The 18,607-nt window shown below is 67.9% G+C and carries 16 protein-coding genes; 2 read left to right on the top strand and 14 right to left on the bottom strand.

Features of this window, described 5'->3' with window-relative positions; translation table 11 throughout:
- The first annotated feature begins 8 nt into the window (after positions 1–8).
- Complete coding sequence (locus ACOEQ2_RS02070; RefSeq protein ID WP_419729739.1) at positions 9–875, top strand: LysR family transcriptional regulator; 867 nt, start codon at positions 9–11, stop codon at positions 873–875.
- Between the two features lie 206 nt (positions 876–1,081).
- Here ACOEQ2_RS02070 and ACOEQ2_RS02065 read toward each other — a convergent pair whose 3' ends face one another.
- The 14 genes from ACOEQ2_RS02065 to ACOEQ2_RS02000 all read right to left on the bottom strand — a co-directional run bounded on the left by ACOEQ2_RS02065 (position 1,082) and on the right by ACOEQ2_RS02000 (position 17,283).
- A complete protein-coding gene (locus ACOEQ2_RS02065; protein WP_419729738.1) occupies positions 1,082–3,595 on the bottom strand; it encodes a TonB-dependent receptor in 2,514 nt (837 codons plus the stop codon).
- Positions 3,596–3,638: 43 nt separating this feature from the next.
- A complete protein-coding gene (locus ACOEQ2_RS02060; RefSeq protein ID WP_419729737.1) occupies positions 3,639–4,583 on the bottom strand; it encodes an isoaspartyl peptidase/L-asparaginase family protein in 945 nt (314 codons plus the stop codon).
- Positions 4,580–6,094, bottom strand: coding sequence for a carboxypeptidase M32 (locus ACOEQ2_RS02055; RefSeq protein WP_419729736.1), 1,515 nt, complete (start codon positions 6,092–6,094; stop codon positions 4,580–4,582). The genes ACOEQ2_RS02060 and ACOEQ2_RS02055 overlap by 4 nt, the downstream gene beginning before the upstream one ends.
- Positions 6,095–6,550: 456 nt before the next feature.
- Positions 6,551–6,907 (bottom strand): hypothetical protein, encoded by a 357-nt coding sequence (locus ACOEQ2_RS02050; RefSeq protein WP_419729735.1) that lies wholly within the window; start codon positions 6,905–6,907, stop codon positions 6,551–6,553.
- A gap of 142 nt (positions 6,908–7,049) precedes the next feature.
- Positions 7,050–7,814 carry a transporter substrate-binding domain-containing protein gene (locus tag ACOEQ2_RS02045; RefSeq protein WP_419729734.1) on the bottom strand — a complete coding sequence of 255 codons (765 nt, stop codon included), beginning with the start codon at positions 7,812–7,814 and terminating at the stop codon, positions 7,050–7,052.
- A gap of 34 nt (positions 7,815–7,848) precedes the next feature.
- Positions 7,849–9,267, bottom strand: a complete 1,419-nt coding sequence (locus ACOEQ2_RS02040) for a dipeptidase (RefSeq protein ID WP_419729733.1) — start codon at positions 9,265–9,267, stop codon at positions 7,849–7,851.
- A complete protein-coding gene (locus tag ACOEQ2_RS02035; protein WP_419729732.1) occupies positions 9,264–10,010 on the bottom strand; it encodes an SDR family NAD(P)-dependent oxidoreductase in 747 nt (248 codons plus the stop codon). The genes ACOEQ2_RS02040 and ACOEQ2_RS02035 overlap by 4 nt, the downstream gene beginning before the upstream one ends.
- Positions 10,010–11,059, bottom strand: a complete 1,050-nt coding sequence (locus tag ACOEQ2_RS02030; protein ID WP_419729731.1) for a ketopantoate reductase family protein — start codon at positions 11,057–11,059, stop codon at positions 10,010–10,012. Before ACOEQ2_RS02030 ends, ACOEQ2_RS02035 begins: the two co-directional genes overlap by 1 nt.
- A complete protein-coding gene (locus ACOEQ2_RS02025) occupies positions 11,056–11,757 on the bottom strand; it encodes a creatininase family protein (RefSeq protein WP_419729730.1) in 702 nt (233 codons plus the stop codon). The genes ACOEQ2_RS02030 and ACOEQ2_RS02025 overlap by 4 nt, the downstream gene beginning before the upstream one ends.
- Before the next feature lie 76 nt (positions 11,758–11,833).
- The gene (locus ACOEQ2_RS02020; RefSeq protein WP_419729729.1) at positions 11,834–12,904 is read right to left on the bottom strand and encodes an oligopeptide/dipeptide ABC transporter ATP-binding protein; all 1,071 of its coding nucleotides are present in this window, start codon (positions 12,902–12,904) and stop codon (positions 11,834–11,836) included.
- On the bottom strand, positions 12,901–13,905 hold the full coding sequence (locus ACOEQ2_RS02015) for an ABC transporter ATP-binding protein (protein ID WP_419729728.1): 1,005 nt from the start codon (positions 13,903–13,905) through the stop codon (positions 12,901–12,903). The genes ACOEQ2_RS02020 and ACOEQ2_RS02015 overlap by 4 nt, the downstream gene beginning before the upstream one ends.
- Entirely contained in the window at positions 13,902–14,741 is an 840-nt protein-coding gene (locus ACOEQ2_RS02010; protein WP_419729727.1) for an ABC transporter permease, read from the bottom strand. Before ACOEQ2_RS02010 ends, ACOEQ2_RS02015 begins: the two co-directional genes overlap by 4 nt.
- Complete coding sequence (locus tag ACOEQ2_RS02005) at positions 14,738–15,673, bottom strand: ABC transporter permease (RefSeq protein WP_419729726.1); 936 nt, start codon at positions 15,671–15,673, stop codon at positions 14,738–14,740. The genes ACOEQ2_RS02010 and ACOEQ2_RS02005 overlap by 4 nt, the downstream gene beginning before the upstream one ends.
- On the bottom strand, positions 15,670–17,283 hold the full coding sequence (locus tag ACOEQ2_RS02000; RefSeq protein ID WP_419729725.1) for an ABC transporter substrate-binding protein: 1,614 nt from the start codon (positions 17,281–17,283) through the stop codon (positions 15,670–15,672). Before ACOEQ2_RS02000 ends, ACOEQ2_RS02005 begins: the two co-directional genes overlap by 4 nt.
- A gap of 195 nt (positions 17,284–17,478) precedes the next feature.
- Here ACOEQ2_RS02000 and ACOEQ2_RS01995 point away from each other — a divergent pair, with 195 nt between their 5' ends.
- On the top strand, positions 17,479–18,492 hold the full coding sequence (locus tag ACOEQ2_RS01995; protein WP_419729724.1) for a GntR family transcriptional regulator: 1,014 nt from the start codon (positions 17,479–17,481) through the stop codon (positions 18,490–18,492).
- The last annotated feature ends 115 nt before the right edge of the window (positions 18,493–18,607 follow it).

Below are 18,607 nucleotides of genomic sequence, written 5' to 3'. Positions count from 1 at the left end.
ATGCACAGATGTTCGACTGGGAGGATATGCGTCACTTCGTGGCGCTGGCCGAAGCAGGGACACTGTCGGGTGCCGCGCGAGTGCTGAAGGTCGACCATGCGACGGTCGGCAGACGGGTGTCCGCGCTGGAAGAGGTCTTCGATACCGCCCTGATCGAGCGTCTGCCGAAGCGTTGGGTGCTGACCGAGGCCGGTCAGCGCGTGTCGGCGCTCGCCCAGGGCATGCAGGTGCAGGCACATGCGCTGGAGCGGGCGGTGAAGGCCCAGCATTCTCCCTTGTCTGGAACGGTGACGCTCAGCACGCCGCCCGCATTTGCCAGCTACTTCCTGGCGCCCCGACTGCCGATCCTGCGGCGGCTCTACCCGGACCTGCATCTGACGTTGCTGGGCAACCAGGCCGTCGCGTCCCTGAGCCAGGGCGGTGCCGACATCGCGGTGCGCATCAGCCGCCCGAAGGAGGCCAGCAGCGTCGCGCGCAAGATCGGGACTGTGGAATTCGACCTCTACGCCGCCCCCGGCTACGCGAACCGACCGGCAGCGGAGTGGGACTTCATCGCCTACGACGTGTCGCTCGATCATGTCCTGGAGCAGCAGTGGCTGCTGGCGATCGCCGCGGACCGCCCGGTCGTCTTCCGCGCGAATGATCTGGGCTGCCAGGCCGCAGCCGCACGGGCCGGGGTCGGCATCGCAGCGCTGCCATGTTTCCTGGCCGTTCAGGACCCTGGACTGGTGCCCGTGGCCGTTGATCGGCCGCGGGCGGCCCGGGATATGTATCTCGTCGTCCATGCCGACCTGCGTCGGATGCCAGCCGTTCGCGCGGTGCTCGAATTCGTGGCGGAACAGGTTGCGGGGGGCATGCCGCCCACCCGGACCTGACCTTGATGGCGACCGCGGATCTGGTCCGGGGGGCGGGACGCGTCTGTGGTTCTCGGCCGTCGATCCGGGCGATCCCCGCGGGAGCCCGGACCTGCCTGGTTGTTCAGGCAGATCCCGGCCGCTCAGCAGGGATCGGCCGAGAGGACGTTTCCCTGCCGCTCGTCGCCCGGCATCGGCGCCGGGATCAGTGGCGCCTGCCGCATCATTCAGAACCTGGCCGTGACCTGGAACGACGCCGCCAGGGGCATGCCAGGGTAGGCCGTGTAATAGAACGGACTGTGAAAGGCTCCCGCCGTATCGTCGAATTGGCCATACAGGTAGGTATAATAGTGCTTGTCGAATATGTTCTGGATGTTGAGGTCGAACAGCAGGTTCTTGACGAAGCTGTGGCGGATCGGCAGCCGGTATTTGGCGTCCAGGTTGAACGTCGCGAAAGCGCCGAGCTCGTATGTGCGGCTGGTGACCGTCGCCACGTCCAGGATCGGGTTCGGCTCGTTCGGCGGCAGGTTGTAGAGCGTGTTCTGCGCGCCGGTATATTGCATCCAAAAGCGCAGATCGACGCTGTCGCCGGTGGTCACGACGTTCTTGGGCGTGTAGTCGACGCCGGTGGTCGCGAGCCATTTCGGTGCGTTGGCGAGCGGATCACCCTTGAAGGCGTAGCCGAACTGATCCTCGAATTGCGAGGTGAAGGCCGCATAGCTCTCCAGATACTTGGAGATATTATATGATCCGGTGAAAAACAGCGTGACCTTCGGGCTGACACGCCAATCGACATTGGCCTCGAACCCCTTGAACTCCTCGGTGCCGTAATTGCCGTACTCGCTGACATTGTCGACGAAGTTCGTATAGAAGCCGAGTGCCGCAGTTTCCTTCTGGTAGTAGTAGTCCACGTTCACGTACAGGTCGGGGGTGTCGTAGCGGAGCCCGGCCTGGTAGGAGTGCACCGTGACGGGCTTGGGCGCGTAGGTGGCGTTGGCGATCCCACCCGCACCGCCGCTGATCGCGTAGTCGGTCGCAGGCGGATACAGCGTGCTGCGACCGGTGCTGGCATACCCGACGACGTGACCAGGCAGGTCGTAGCTGACGCCGAGATAGGGCAGCGCGCGGCGATAGAAGTTCTGCAACTGGTAGCCGGGTGCGCCGCCATAATTCCAGTTGTGGCTGACCACGGTGTCGATGCCCTCGAACCGCAGGGCCGGCTCGATATGCAGCTTGTTGTCGAGCAGGTCGACCCGGTCCTGCACATAGCCGGTGTACACGGTGCGCGTGCTCCCGGCGCAAAAATTGTCGGTGCCGCCATTATCCCAGCAGAACGAGTTGTAGCCGTTGATCTCCGGCATGTTCGGCGCGCCATAGACATAGACGTTGGCCGAATACCACTCCTTGGCAATGATGCCGCCGATCGAGATGTTGTTGTGGGGCAGGAAGATATTGATCTTCGGCGCGATGCCGATCTCGTCGGTGTGGGTCGAATTGTTCTCGTATGCCTGGCCCGCGGCAGCGCTGCCGAACGTCAGGGGATCGTAGGTGAAGCGGCCGGGCTGCGTGAAGATCGTCCCGGAGGAGGGTCCGATCGGACCGTAGATCGTGTAGCTGTTCTGGAAGTTCGGAATATAGGGCTCGTTCGGTCCGAGGATGTCCGGGTTGGCGAAGGAGTCGAACTCAGTATCCTGGGAGATGTAGAACGCCTTGATCGCGGCAACCAGGTTCTTTGATATGTAGGTCTGGTCGCCGAGGATCACCGTGAGATAATTGTTGGATTCGCGGGTGTATTCCTCGTTCTTCGGGAAGTTGTAGAACAGGTTGTTGGCGAGCAGGCTGGTCGGCACGGTCTCCGACTGTACATAGGAGAAGTCGTTGTTGTAGATGACGGTGGCGCTCAGGTCCGACAATCCGTTGTCGTACGGCTTGTCGACCGAGAACAGCATGTCGCGGAAGCGGCCGTTGGTGTTCTCGATGAAGCCGGATGTTTCGCTCTGGTTGTACTGCAGCAGCATCTTCAGGCCATCCATCGACTTGATGCTGCCGCTGTTGGCCTCGAAGCCGTAGGTGTCGTAGCCGAAGCTGCCGACACCGCCGGTCAGGTCGAGGTAGGCGGTGTCCGTCGGACGCTTGGTGTGGTAGTCGATGGTGCCGCCGAGCGCATCGATGCCCTGGACGTCGGGAGCCGCAACGCCCGGATAGACGTTGATGTTGCCGGTCTCGGCCAGGGTGATCGGCGCACCGACATTGTTGGTCAGGAACGATCCCGTGCCGCCCGAGATCAGGTCGTTGAACGGGATGCCGTCGAGGTCGCTCGCCAGTTCGCCCTGGCGCACGCCGCGGATGGACAACTCCGCGAAGCTCTGGCCGAAACCGGATTGATAGGAGTTCACCGAGGGCAGTTGCTTGAGCACGCTCTGGATCGAGCCCGACGGGCCCGGTGCCTGCACCTGCTTCTGGTCGAGCTCGAAGGCGGCGGACGTGACGTTGCGCTGCTTCGACAGCAGGCGGCGCCGCATGACGACGACGGTCTCGGGGGAGTCTTTCGAAGCGGCCGCGGTGCCGCCGTGATGTACGCGCGCTGCGGCCGGCCTTGCGGTGGCGCCGGTGCCGGAACCGTCAGCGGAGTTGCCCGGGGCGGCTGCCTCGTCGCCGGCCGGCGGTCCTTGCGCATGCGACAGCGCCGGCAGCAGGCAGGAGATCAAGGCGGTCGCCGTCAGAAGTGCCGTTCTGCGCATGATGTGTCTCCTTGCTGACGGCCCCGAGGGCCGTGGTTCCGCGCTAGCGGTGGGTGGCGGTGAATATCGTGCCGTCAGGCGTGATCCAGCCGCGGAACATGCCCTCGGTGTTGAACGGCGCGCTGACCTGCCCCTGCGCATCGAGCGCAACCAGTCCGGCGCCGATCCGATGCGGCGAGAGCTCGGTCTCGATCATGTATTGCGCGGCGACCGCAACCGTCTCGCCGAGATGCTGGACCCGCGCCGCAATGCCGTACGCCGCGACGTGACGGATGAAGAACTCGCCGGCCCCGGTGCAGGACACCGCGCACACACCGTCACGAGCAAAGGTTCCTGCACCGATCAGCGGACTGTCGCCCACCCGTCCCGCCGGCTTGTCGGTATAGCCGCCGGTCGAGGTTGCGGCCGCCAGGTGCCCGGCGCTGTCGAGCGCCACCGCCCCGACGGTCCCGTGTTTTTCCTGCTCGCTCGCCGTAGCCTGGGTGCCGGCACTGCGTCGCGCCTGCATCGTGCGCAGCGCGGCAAGCCGGCGCTCGGTGGTGAAATACTCCTGCGGCGCCGGGGGCAGTCCGACCGACGCTGCGAAACGATCGGCAGCACTTCCGGCCAGCAGCAGCGCCTCGCCGTGCCGCAGGACCGCACGCGCTGCCTGCACCGGATTGCGGATCGTGCGCGCAGAGCACACCGCCCCGGCGGCGCCCGTGCTGCCATCCATGATCGCGGCGTCGAGTTCGTGCACGCCCTCCCGGTTCAATGCGGCGCCGTGCCCGGCATTGAAGTGCGGGCTATCCTCCAGCACGACGACCGCGGCCTCCACCGCATCGACCGCGGCGGCGCCCTCGGCGAGCAGGTCCCAGCCACGGCGCAATGCTGTCCGCATCACCTCCTCGGCCAATGCCCAGTCCGCTGCCGGCAGGTCATTGCGGGACATCACGCCGCAGCCGCCATGCAGCGCGATCGCGATCGGCCGTCCGGCGGGCTGTCTCATGCGGCGGTGTCCAGCAGGGCCGCCGCTTTCGCGCGGAGGTCGGAAAGGTAGGCTTGCGGATCGAGACCGTTGCCGGTGGCGTCACGCAGGATACGGTCGCGGTTGCGGCTGCGACCGTGCCGGTGCACGTGCTGGCCGAGCCAGGCGGTCAGCGGCTCGTAGCGTCCGCCCCGCAGGCCGTCGCGCACCGCCGGCTCGCTGGTGGCGGCCGCGAAAAACTGCGACGCCATGACGTTGCCCAGTGTGTAGGTCGCGAACGATCCGACATAGCCGTGCGACCAGTGGACGTCCTGCAGCACGCCGCGGGTGAGGTCCGGAACCACCAGTCCGAATGCGGCGCGGATGCGCTCGTCCCACAGCGCCGGCAGATCCGCGACGCGAACCTCGCCCGCCACCAGAGCCGCCTCGAGCTCGCAGCGCAGCATGACGTGGGCATCGTAGGTGAGTTCGTCGGCCTCGATGCGGATCAGTCCCTGCCGCGGCTGGTTCACCGCGCGCCAGAACGTGTCCATGTCGATCCCGGCGAGCTGGTCGGGAAAACAGTCGCGCAGGGCTCCGAAATGCAGCTCCCAGAACTGGCGCGATCGCCCGACGCGGTTCTCGTACAGCCGTGACTGGGATTCGTGCAGGCCGAAACTGCGGCCCCCGACGGCATAAAGGTTGCGCAGGTCGGTGGCGCCGATGCCACGCGTCCAGCGCTCGGCCACGCCCTGTTCGTAGATGCCGTGGCCGGCCTCGTGCCAGAGCGCGAACAGGCCGCCCTTGACGTAGGTTTCGCGGAACCGCGAGGTGATCCGTACGTCGTCCCGGGTCATCGAGATCTCGAACGGATGCACCGTGTCGTCGACGCGCCCGCGCCCGAAATCGTACCCCATCCGCGCGGCGATTTCGGCGGCAAACCGCCGTTGGGTTTCGACCGGGTAGGGTTGTTCCAGGAAACCATCGGCCGGTGGCAGGTCGCGCAACTGTTCGAGCAGCGGCGTGATCCCCGCACGCAGCGTTGCGAACAACGGCGCAAGCGACGCGATGGTCATGCCGGGCTCGTACTGGCCGATCAACGCGTCGTAGGGATGCTCGTCGTAGCCGATGACCTCGGCCAGTTCACGCTGCAGCGCGAAGATCCGGCCGAGGGACGGCGCAAACACGGAAAAGTCGTTCCGCTCGCGCGCCACCAGCCAGGCGGCATGCGAGGTGGTCTTCAGCTCGGCCATCTCGAGCAGGAGGGCAGCCGGCACCCTGCGCATCGTCTCGAGGTCGGCGGCGAATTCCTGCAGCAGCGCGCGCTCGTCTGCATCGCCGTCCCCGCGATCCAGCGCCGCCGATACCGCATCGCGCAGACGCGGGCCGATGGCGATGTCGCGCGCCAGTCCGGTCAGTGTCGCCACCTGGTTGCCGCGGGCCCTGCTGCCGCTGGGCGGCATGTGGGTCCGCGCGTCCCACGCCAGGAGGTTGATCGTGCACAGCACGTCGTTCAGCCGTGCCGTTTCCTCGGCAAGCACAGTGTCCGGCATCGGTCGTTTCTCCTCAGCCACGATGCCGCGGGAGCCGGCCGCCGACGCGGCTGTTGCGCGGGTCGTTCCCTGCAGGCGTGCGGTGGCGCGAAATGTGCAAGCAGCTGTCATGGACGGTGTCGGCGGCAGGATGGAGAGGCCGTATCGAAATGCATCCCATGACCGTCCGAACTCCTGATGCGTCCTAATCACTTAGGACACTAAACGGCGCGGCCTGTCGTTGGTCAACCGAATTATGCTTTGGTTTCTTCGAAAGTCGAAATAATCGTATCAGCCGGCTAGGACAAATCAGGCTGCCTTGACGGCGGTGGTGATCGCGGCAACTTCGTATCGCCGTTGCCTGTCCCGGTGCGCGGCAGCAAGCCCGTCGCTGCGCCGAACGGCAGACCGGCCGCGCAATCGCTGGTCAGGTTGGTGAATCCGGATGCGGGCATCCCGCCATGCCCGTCGTCCGGCTCATGTCCGGGTCGGCAGCGGGAGCGATCCAGGCGAAAGCCGGCCCGGGATGGCGTCGCGTTCCTCGAGCCGCGCATCGATCGCTGCATTCAGCCCCGCGGCGGCATGGCGGCCATGAACAAGGTCCGTTGCCACCGCATGACGTCCGCTCTCGATCTGCGCCGGTGTCGCTGCTGCGAAGTCGCTCGGATTGCTTGCAGCCAGAGCCCCGTGGATCACGAAAACTCCGGAGGCAGCGCGTCGCCCCGTGTCATCAGAGGCGGCATCGAGTTCCGGGATCGTGATCTCGTGCCGCGTGCAGGAAAAGCCTGTCGAGCGGACTTCGGCAGCACGGACTTGTCCGGTCGATGCCGCCATGAAGATGGCCGCCTCAGTCGTCGTGGATGCCAATGGCCCGGCATGATCGAGCGCCCGGGACGATGGATATACGGCGTCCTTCGCCACGGCGTGAGGGTGCCTGCGCGCCAGGCTCCCTCACATCCAGCCGGGGGTTCTGCGTTCAGGCGCCATCACGCGGTTCCGGTGCCGACCCGACTTCCACCACAGGCGCCACCGACAGCCCGATGACGCCGTGCCGCTCGATCAGCCGGGTGATCAGGCCGGAGTTTTTCGCATTCTCGACGAAGCCCGACAGGAACACGGCACTCGCCTGCCTGCTCCGGGGGGTGCCGATCGCCTGCTGTATGGCGGCGAAGCGTCCGTCCAGCAGCCTGGAATCAGGCATCTTCCGGGCATCGACCAGCAGTCGCGAGCGCAGCCCGGCCAGCGCATCCAGCTGGTGGCTCGAGAATTCATCGAAGGCGGTGTCGAAGCTTGCCGAGCGCACCAGCGTCGCATGCCGGAGATTGCGCTCGAGCCAGAGGTCGTAGGCGGTGCGGGCGGTCACCGCGATGCGGATGCCGGGCCGGTCCACCGCCGCCACGGCGTGGATCGCGGAGCCGTTCGGCACCAGGTAGGTAGCGTCGATCTCGACATAGGCGGGCGTGAAGGCGATGTGTTGCGCGCGGGCCGGCTCGGCGCCGATCAGGCCGATGTCCCACTCGTCGCGGACGACTGCATCGGCCAGCGCGCCGGGGTCGGGATACGGCACCAGGACCATGTCGACGCCCAGGTGCCTTGCGATCTCGCCTCCCATGTCGGGTGCGACACCGGTCGGATTGCCGCCTGCATCGCGACCGGTGACCAGCAGGAAATTGCTGAGGTTGATCGCGACACGGAGCAGGTTTCGCGGCGCAAGTTCCGCCCGCACGGCGTCCAGGGTCATGCCGCTTCAACCCCGTCCCGGTTCATCGACGACATCACCGGGGGATTGATGGAATTTCGGCGCTGCCTGCGTCGTCAGGCAACGCGCCGAGACGCTGCAGATAGCGGATCCAGGCGCGGATCCCATCGCGCAGTCGTTCGAGGCGGAAGAATTCGTTCGGTGCGTGATAATCCTCGTCGGTCGTCGAGAACGAGAAGAACACCGTGTCGAGACCGAGCCGATGACGAAAGATCCCGGCGACGGGGAGTGTCGCCCCCATGCGCACCGGCACTGCCGCGCGACCGTACAGCTCCTCCAGCACCTGCATGGCCAGGCGCAGGCCGGGATGGGTGGCGGCAATCGCGGCCGGGTGCGCGCCGCCCGCTTCGCGCGAAACCGTGAGCGTGACACCGGGACCGACGCGGCGCTGCAGATCGTGCTCGATGGCATCGAGGATCTCCGCCGGGTCCTGGTCGGGTACCAGCCGGCAGGTGATTTTCGCGTGCGCCTGTGACGGGATCACGGTTTTCGTCCCCGGGCCGCTGTAGCCGCCCCAGACGCCGTTGAGCTCCAGCGTTGGTCGCAACCAGTTGCGTTCCAGCAGACTCCAGCCGGCCTCGCCCGCACCCGCCGGCGCGCCGATCGATTGGAGGTAGTCGGCCTCGTCGAACGGGACTGCGGCGGTCTCGCGACGGACGGCGTCCGAAGGGATACGGACCCGGTCGTAGAAGCCGGGAACAGCGACGCTGCCGTCACCGGCGTGCAGCCCGGCGAGCAGTGCGCTCAGGGCTTGCAGCGGGTTGGCCACGGCGCCGCCATGCCGGCCGGAATGCAGGTCCTTCGCGGCACCCGACACGGTGAGTTCGAGGGCGCAGAGGCCACGGCTCGCCACCGTCACGCTCGGCAGATCGAGCCGCCACATGGCGCCGTCGGCCGAGAGCACGAAGTCGGCGGCAAGCTCGGCTGCGTGCTCTGCCACGAAATCATCCAGGTGAGCGCTGCCGATTTCCTCCTCGCCCTCGAGCAGGAGCTTGACGTTGACCGGCAACGCACCCGCCGTCCCGAGAAAGGCGGCCAGCGCGGATATCGCAACGATCAGCGGGCCCTTGTCGTCCGACACGCCGCGGGCATAGATCCGGCCGTCACGGATTTCTGGCGCGAACGGCGCGGAGTTCCAGCGATCGAGCGGGTCGGGCGGCTGCACGTCGTAATGACCATAGATCAGGATGGTTGGCCGGCCCGGCGCGTGCAGCCAGTCGCCGGTGACCACGGGATGTCCGGCGGTCGGCCGCAGCGCGACGTTCTCGATCCCGCAGACGCGCAGATGGTCGGCGATGAACCCGGCACCGCGCGCCATGTCCGCCAGGTAGGCCGGGTCGGTGCTGACGCTGGGGATCGAGACGAATTGGAACAGCGTCTCAAGGGTCCGGGCGTCATGCTGTTCGGCCCACGCCTGAGCCTCGGCGGCGCTCACTTGCCGCCATCCACGCTGAGGGTCTGGCCATTGATCCAGCCGGCGAAGTCGCTCGCCAGGAACAGCACCGCATGGACGATGTCGTCGACGGTGCCGAGCCGGCGCATGGAAACGGCATCGAGCAGCCGCTGCTGCCCCTCCGGCCCGTAGGACTCCCATTGTCGTTCCGTGGTCGGATTGGACCGCACGAAACCGGGCGCCACGCTGTTCACCGTGATGCCGAACGGCCCGAGCTCGTGCGCCAGCTGCCGGGTCAGCCCGATCTCCCCGGCCTTCGCCGCTGCATAGGCCTGGATCCCGGTGAGGCTGATGCCGAGCCCGGCGCCGCTGGAAATGGTGACGATGCGACCGCGTCCGGCCGCCTTCATCCCGGGAACCACCGCCTGCGCCATCAGGAACGCACCGGTGAGGTTGACCGAGAGGATGGCCTGCCACTCGGCGGCGGTCACCGTTTCCGCGGGCTTGCCGACCTGGCCACAGACGCCGCCCGCGCTGTGCACGAGGATGTCGGCCGGTCCGAATGCGGCAACTGCCCGGCTGATGCTTTCTGCATCGGTGACGTCGACCACCGCCGTCTGCAGCAAACCTTCGGCGCCGGCTGCCGTCTCGCCCAACCCGTCGGCATTGACGTCGACAGCAAGCGTCCTGGCACCGATCCGCGACAAGGCCTGGGCGATGCCGCGTCCGATCCCATGGCCGGCGCCGGTCACCAGGGCGCGCTGCCCCTCGAAATCGATCCGCATCAGCGTACCTCCAGCCCGGCCGGCCTGAGCGCTCGCGGCGTGAGCACATCCAGATTGGCGCGGTCCAGCCGGCGCTCGCCGCGTTCGATCTCGTGGATCAGCTCGATCAGCCGGACGGTCAGCTTGGTCTCGATGCCGCACGCGGCGCCCCCTGCCACCACCGGTCCGAGCTGCGCATCCACCTCCGTCTGGCGGTGGCGGATCGCCAGGTCGCGCCAGATCCCGCTATGCGATTTCGCGGAGCGGCGGTTGAACGCCACCATCGCATCGAACGAGGCGTCGATCGCCGCCGCGTTCCCGCCCGGTGCGAAGGCGGCCGGATCGAAGCCGTTGAAGCCGCGTGGCTGCACGCCCTGGGCGATCGCCACCGCCACCGCCATCGCCTCGCGCCCGACCCCGACCAGCACCGCGCGATACGTCTCGGATGCCAGGATATCGGCGATCGCGTCATCGGTGACGGCGGTCGCGAACAGCAGCGCTCCGTAGGCGACCTTGCCCCAGAGATAGCCGAGGATGTCGTCGGTCCCGATCGTATCAGGCTCGAACGGCAGCAGCGTTCGGCGCAGCGCGCTCACCCGCTCGCTGGCGCTGCCATCCACCTCGCCGACCACGCAGGCGCCGCGGCCGCCGAACAGGATGCGCCCCGGTTCCAGATAGTCGGCGCCGAAATTGACGAACGCCCCGACCACCCGCTGCATCCCGGTCACCGCGCCGATCACCGGCTCGTTGAGCCCGTTCTGGAACGACGCGACATAACCGGCCGGACTCAAATACGGCAGCAGCGCGCGCGCCGCATCGGCAGTGTGGTGCGCCTTCACGCAGAGCAGGATGCGGTCGTACCGGCCCTCGAGCTGCGCTGGCGTCGCGGCCCGCACCGGCACCACGAACTGCTGGATCGGCCCCTCGATCGCGAGCCCGTCCCGCTGCATCGCCGCGACATGATCGACCGCGCTGTCGACGAACAGTACGTCCTGCCCGGCGCGCACGAGAGAGGCGCCGATGGTGCCGCCGATCGCGCCGGCGCCCCAGATCAGCAGCGTCCCGCTCACGCCCAGCCGCTCTCGATGAGGGCGCGCGTCTCCTCGACCGCGACCTCCCAGATCGCCAGCATGTCCGCGTCGCTGCGCTGGTACAGGCCGCCGAAATTGCCGTCGCCCAGCATCTCCTTGACCTCCGGCGGCGACAGCAGTCGCAGCCGGTCGAGATCGGTCATCGGCTTGGCGTCCTCGGGTCCGCGCAGGTTGCCGAGACGGGTCCAGGGAAAATTCTCCATCCAGGATGCGTGCGACGCCACCGGATCGATCTCATGCACCTTCTGCAGGGTTTTCGGCGCGTTCCACCAGTTATGCAGCCGCACGCGGCACCCCGGATGCTCGGCTACCCACTCCTGCACGTAGTTCGCGGCGGACGCGTTGCCGCCATGGCCGTTGCACAGCAGGATGCGCCGGAAGCCGGTCCGGTACAGGCTGTCCAGCACGTCCTGCACGACGCGCAGATAGGTTTCGGCGCGCAGCGTGATGGTGCCGGGATAGCTTGCGAAATACGGCGTCACGCCATAGGCCAGCACCGGGAACACCGGCACCGACAGCGGCGCTGCGGCTTCGAGGGCCACACGCTCGCTCAGGATGCTGTCCACCGACAGGCTGAGCTGCGCGTGCTGCTCGGTACTGCCGAGCGGGACCACGCACCGGTCGTCGTCTTGCAGGCTGCTCTCGACCTGCATCCAGTTCATCTCGCTGATCCGCATGGGACCTCCGGTCGCTTCGGCATCGGCATCGGCCGACATGCTCGGTTGGGGTTCGTCTGGGCCGTGCCATCGCGGGTCACGGCGTCACCGTGTCTGCCGCCGCGGGATGGGCGGTGTCGGGGAACAGGTGGCAGGCCACCGCGCGGCCGGCCTCGATCGGGCGCAAACCGGGCGCCTCGGCGGCACAGCGCGGCATCGCGTCGGGACAGCGGGCGCGGAACACGCAGCCGGTGGCGGCCACTTCGGCGATGGTGCCGCCCGTCGGTGTGTGGGCGTGCGCGTGGACGTGGCCCGGCTGCAGCGTCGGCGCGGAGCCGACCAGCAGGCGCGTGTAGGGATGCAGCGGTTGCGTGAACAGCGCCTCGCTGTCGCCGAACTCGACCAGCGTGCCTCGATACATCACCGCCACCCGGTGCGAGATGTGGCGCACCAGCCGGAGGTCGTGGGCGATGAAGACGATCGCGAGCCCGAGCTCGTCCTGCAGCGTGATCAGCAGGTTGACGATCTGCGCCTGCACCGAGACGTCGAGCGCCGACACGACCTCGTCGGCAACGATGATTTCCGGGCGCACCGACAGCGCGCGCGCCATGGCGATGCGCTGCAGCTGGCCGCCGGAGAACTGGTGCGGCCGCCGGTCCAGCACGGAGACGGGCAGCCGCACCCGCTCGAGCAGCGCCCGCATCTGCGCCTGCACCTGGTCCGCGGGGCAGATGTCGTGCACCCGCAGCGCTTCGCGCAGCATCTCGGACACCGTCATGCGTGGATTGAGGGCGGCCAGCGGGTTCTGGAACACCATCTGCACACGCCGGTGGAAACGGCGGCGCTCGGCCGGCGGCATCTGCGCCAGGTCGCGGCCACGGTAGAGCACGCGGCCACCGTCGCACGCGTGCAGTGCCGTGAGGCAGCGTGCCAGCGTCGATTTTCCCGAGCCGGACTCGCCGACGATGCTGAAGGTCTCGCCGGGCCGGATCGCCAGGCTGACCTCGTCGAGCGCGCAGATCACCGGCGGGTGCACGCGCCGCGCCCGCTCAAGCAGCGAAGCCGCTCGCCCGAACCGCTTACTGACCCGTTGAGCCTCAAGGATCGGGGCCTCAAGGATCGGGGCGTCGGGGACCGGCGCCGCCGGCATCGGAGAGGCCACGTTCATGCCGCCACCCGGTCGGCAAGGTCCCGCTGGCGCAGGCAGGCCGCCTGGTGGTCGGGCACCTGTTCCTCGAGCGGCGGTACGGTGATGGCGCAGAACGGCCGGGCTGCCACGCAGCGCGGATGGAAGGCGCACCCGGCCGGCCGGTCGCCGATCGACGGGGTGGTGCCCTCGATCGCCGCCAGGCGGGTGCGCGGCGGGGCTTCTCCCGGCATCGAGGCGAGCAACGCGCGGGTGTACGGATGCCGCGGGGCCGCAAACAAAGCAGTGACGCTGCAGCTCTCGACGACGCGGCCCGAATACATCACCACCACGCGCTCGCACAGCCGCGCCACCACCCCGAGATCGTGCGTGACCAGCACGATGCTCATGCCGAGGCGGTCACGCAGCGACAACAGCAGGCGCAGGATTTCCTCCTGCACGGTGACGTCGAGCGCGGTGGTGGGCTCGTCGGCCAGCAGCAGCCCGGGCTCGCTGGCCAGCGCGATCGCGATCATCACCCGCTGCAGCATGCCGCCGGAGAACTGGTGCGGGTGGTCGTCGAGCCGCCGCGCGGCGTCCCGGATGCCGACCAGCTCGAGCAGTTCGGTGGCACGGGCGCGACGCTGGCGGCGATCCAGCACGGTATGCGCGGCGAGGCTCTCGTCGATCTGGGCGCCGACCGTCAGCACGCGGTTCAACGCCGTCGCCGCATCCTGGGTGATCAGCGCGATCTCGCCGCCACGCACCGCGCGCATCTCCCGCTCGCCCAGGGTGGCGAGATCGCGACCGCGCCACAGCATCGTGCCGCCGAGCCGGGCCTCGCGCGGCGGCAGGCGCATGACCGCGCGCAGCAGCTGGCTCTTGCCGGACCCGCTCTCGCCCACCACGCCAAGGATCTCGCCACGCCCGAGGCTGAGACTGACGCCGTCGACCGCGTATGGCGCGTCCTGGCCTGCCCCGAACCGCACCGTGACGTCACGCAGTTCGAGCTGCGGGATCTCGGGCGGCAGGGCGCCACTCACCTTCGCACCCCGAGCAGCGTGCCGAGCCCATCGCCGGTGAGGCTGAAGCCGAGGCCGGTGACCACGATGGCGATCCCGGGGAACACCGTCATCCACCAGGCGGTCGACATGTAGTTCTTGCCGCCGGCGATGAGCGCGCCCCATTCCGCCACCGGCGGCTGCGCGCCGAGCCCGAGATAGCCGAGGCTGGATCCGAGCAGGATCGCCAGCGCCATGTCGGTCATCCAGTAGATCAGCACTGCGGTGATCGCGTTCGGCAGCAGATGGCGGAAGATGATCCGGACCTGGCCGTAGCCCATCGCCCGCGCCGCCGCAGCATAATCCAGTCGGCGCTGCAGCTTCATTTCCGCCATCATGAGCTGCGCGTAGAACACCCAGCCGACCAGGGCAGTCGCCACGTACATGTTGATCAGCCCCGGCCCCAGCACGGTGACGATGGCGATCACCAGCACCAGGAACGGGAAGGCGACGACCACGCCGACCAGCTGCACCAGCATCGTCTCGGCGAGGCCGCCGAAGAAGCCGGCAAGTGCCCCCACGACAGTGCCGATCAGCAGGGCGGGCAGGGTGGCGAACAGCGCGATCTGCATGTCGACCGCGTAGCCCCAGATCACCCGCGAGAGCATGTCGCGACCGAACTCGTCGGTGCCGAGCGGGTGCAGCGGGCTGGGCGCGCTCAAGAGATGCGCATAGTCGAACCGCAACGGGCTGAACGGCGCCAGCAGTTGCGGCACCGCGGCCAGCACGATCCCGAACAGCAGGATCGTCGAGCCGGCCAGCAGCGATCCCGGCAGCCGCCGCCGGACAGCCCGCGCAGGGTGCGCCGTCGCACTCACGACGCCGCTCCCGGGTCGAGGGCAGCGGCGAGCAGGTCGGTCAGCAGCAGGGTCAGCACGACCAGCGTTGCCAGAGTTAGAGTGAGGGCCTCGATCACCGGGTAGTCGCGCGCGAACACGCTATCGACCATCAGCCTGCCGACACCGGGGATCGCGAACACCGTCTCGGTGATCACAGCACCGCCCAGCAGCGTGCCGGTGCTGAGACCGAACAGCGTCACGGTGGGGATGAGCGCATTGCGCAGTACGTGCCGGCGCAACACCAGCGCGCGGTCGAGACCCTTGAGCCGGGCGAACTCGACATGCGGCGAATCCAGGACATCACAGATGGAGGCACGCAGGTTGCGCAGCAGGACCGCGGACAGGCTCAGCGCCAGCGAGATCGACGGCAGCAGCAGGTGCCAGAGATGGCCCGCAAGATCGTCGCCGTAGCCGCCCACCGGAAACAGCCGCAGCCTGGCAGCCAGCACCGTCAGCATCAGCAGTCCGACATAGAAGGCCGGCATCGACAGCCCGACCTGGAACACGCTGCGCAGGATCAGGTCGATCGGGCGGTCACGGTTGATCGCCGCGACCAGTGCCAGCGGCACCGAGATCAGCAGCGCGATGACGGCACTCATCGTGGTGAGCATCAACGTGACCGGCAGCCGCGCGGCGATCAGCGCGGTCACCGGCACGCCGAGTGCGGTCGAGCGGCCGAGATCGCCATGCAGCAGCCCGGCGACGTACGCGGCGAACTGCACCGGCAGCGGCCGATCCAGCCCGAGCAGCGTGCGCTCGTTCGCGACCTCGGCATCGGTGACGCGGTCGCCGATCAGCGCGCTCGCCGGATCGCCGGGCAGCAGGTGCACCAGCAGGAAGGTCAGCACCATGATCGCGAACAGCGTCGGCACCACCTGCAGCACACGCCGGAGGATCCGTGCCGGCGTCATCGTGCGAGCCACGCGCCGGAAAACACGTTGTTGCCGAGCGGCAGCTGCAGGAAGCCGTGCACCGCGCGCCGCAGCAGCACCGCGTACGGCGTCTCAAACAGCCGCACGATCGGGCCATTCTCGTACAGCGCCTGGATCTGCGCGTATTCCTCGGCGCGCCGCCCGCGATCGAGCTCGGTGCTGGACGCCAAATACAGCCGCTCCGCGTCCGTGCTGTGCCAGCCGCTATGCTGTGCGCCGATCACCGGGGTGTACACGAAGTACGAGGTGATCTCGCCGGGATCGGCGATGTCGTCGGTCCAGATGCTGAGCCGCATGGTGTACCTGCCCGCCCGATACAGTGCCGTGATGCTGGCCATGTCGAGCTGCTGCAAGTGCAGCTCGACACCGATCTCGCGCCACATCTCCTGCAGCGCCGTACCGATCTCGATCTCGTCCTCGTTGCCGGCCAGGATCTGCATGGTGGCGGAGAAGCCGTGCGGATAGCCGGCTTGGCGCAACAACGCGCGCGCCTGCACCGGATCGAAACGATCCGCGCCCGGGACATCGACATGCAACGGTGTGGCGCGCGACATGTAGGACGTCATCGGCATGCCGATCCCGTGGGTGACGATCTGGATCAGGCCGCGGCGATACACCGCGTCGTTCAGCGCCTCGCGCACTGCCGGCAGTGAGAGCGGGTTGGCGATATTGCCCGTCAGCGTCGGACGCACGTTCAGGACGGCGTAATCGAGGCGGGTCGACGGAAACAGCGCCAGGCTCAGTCTCGGATCCGCCCGCAGCTCGGCGACCCGCGAGAACGGGATCATTTCGGCGCCGTCGAGCTCGCCCGACTGCACCCGCAGGATGCGCGTGGCATCGTCCGGGATCACCTCGAAGCGGATCCCATCGAGATACGGCAGCGGACGTCCATCGGCGCCGGGCCGCCAGTAGTACGGGTTGCGCCGCAGCTGCATGGTCGCGCCATGCACCCAGGAGGCCAGCACGAACGGACCGGACGTCACCGGATGGTTCGAGAACGTGACCGCCTTTTCGGCGTCGGTGGCGCCGGGAGCCGCCTCGAACTGATGCTGCGGCATGATGGCGGAGTTGAAGACGCTGAGCAGCGGCAGGATCGCCGGATCCGGATGACGCAGCCGCAGCACGACGGTATCCGCGGCCGCAATCCGGACCTCGCCCAGCGCGCCCAGCAGGGCGTTCCAGATCCCGTTATGCGGATTGCGCGCGCGGTCCAGCGACCATTTGACGTCGTCCGCGGTGATCGCGGTTCCGTCCGAGAAGCGGATGCCCGGTCGCAGCGTGAGCGTCACCGTCAGTCCGTCCGGGGAGACCTGCCAGGCGGAAGCCAGCCCCGGTTGCACGCCGCGCCCGTCATCGGTGGGCAGCAGCAGCGTGTCGTAGAGGTTCGACAGGATCCAGATGTCAGCGTTGCTGTCGTTGAGCACCGGGTCGAGCAGCAGGCTGTCGGCGTAGCGGCCGTAGCTCATGATGCCGCCGCGGGTGATGGCTGCCGCCGGTGGGGGTGCCGAAACCGCGCAGGATGGGCTGGAGCCGGAAGCCGCCAGAAGTGCCAAGATGAACGCCAGGGCGCGCCAACATCCCAACAGCATGCCCCTTTCCCGATCATTTCGTCCTAACCGGTTAGAACACTAGGAAGCCGGTCACTCCGGGGTCAACCACTTTCGCGATGTGATCCTAGACTTGGAGCCTTTCGATGGATAGCTCGCGTGCTGCGAGGCAAATGCCCATCTAGCGTGCGAAAGCCGCCTTCGATATGATCATTTCGGGAGAACCAACGTATCAAGATGGTAGAACGCCTCATCCTCGCGCCCAGGGCTGACCTGGCGGCCTTTTCGGTCGATCGCGATCTGCCGGTCCCGCTTGGCACCCAGTTGCGTGGACTGATCGAGTTCGGGATCGGCCTCGGCACGCTGCGGTCCGGCGAGAGGCTGCCCTCGGTGCGCGAGCTTGCGGACCATCTCGGCGTGGCGCCGATGACGGTGGCGCAGGTCTATGCCGAGATGAAGGCTGCCGGCGTGATCGTCAGCCGGACCGGATCGGGAACGTTCGTGGCCGACCTGTCGCCGGTCGAGCGGCGTCCGGCCCGGCACGATATCGCGCTGCACCGTGCCGTCGACGCCATGATCGCGCAGGGCCGAGCCCTCGGGCTGCGCGCGAGTGACCTCGCCGGCCTGATCGCCGCGCGGATGGACGAACCGGACCGGACCGGCAAGCGGCCGTTGGTCGCCGTGATCGGTCATTTCGCGCAAACGACCGCAGCCTACTGTGCAGAGATGGCGCTCGCGGTGGACGATGCGGCGGTCTTCGAGGCCACCACGCTCGCACTCATCGAGCAGGAGGCGGGGGCGCGGAGGCGTGCGTCCTTGGCCGACCTCGTGATCACCTTCCCGCACCGCCGCAGCGACGTGATCGCACTCCTGCCGGACTCGGTGGTGGCAACCATGACCTTCATCCCGGCTGTGGCGACCCGCCAGGCGCTGGCTGCACTCGAGCCGCGCACGCGGGTCGGCGTGGTCTCGATCTACCCCGAGTTCACGCCGCTGATGAAGGCCGGCGTGCAGCGTTTCGCGCCGCATGTTGCCGAGGTTTCGGTGGCGCTGCACGATACGCCGGAGCTTGCGCCGATGCTGCGCCGGGTCGACGTGGTGGTTTATGCCACCGGCGCCGACGATCTCGGTCTGGCGGTACCGGACGGCGTCGCCTCCTTCGAATACCGCCATACGCCGGACCCGGGTTGTGTGAGGCGCCTGATTCGGCCGCTGTTGAACGACGACGGCAACACCGACAAGGATGCGTGAGTCTGCTGCGAGCGCGACTGCCGGCTCGGTTTCGTCGAACATCCTGCGTGCGACTGGCACGATCGTCCACCAGGCGGAAAAGGTGATCCGGGCCGGCGACGGAAGTGCTCCCGGA

Origin of the sequence: Lichenicola sp. (assembly GCF_965198575.1) — a bacterium.
GTDB lineage: Bacteria > Pseudomonadota > Alphaproteobacteria > Acetobacterales > Acetobacteraceae > Lichenicola.
This window is presented reverse-complemented; position numbering and strand designations above follow the sequence as displayed.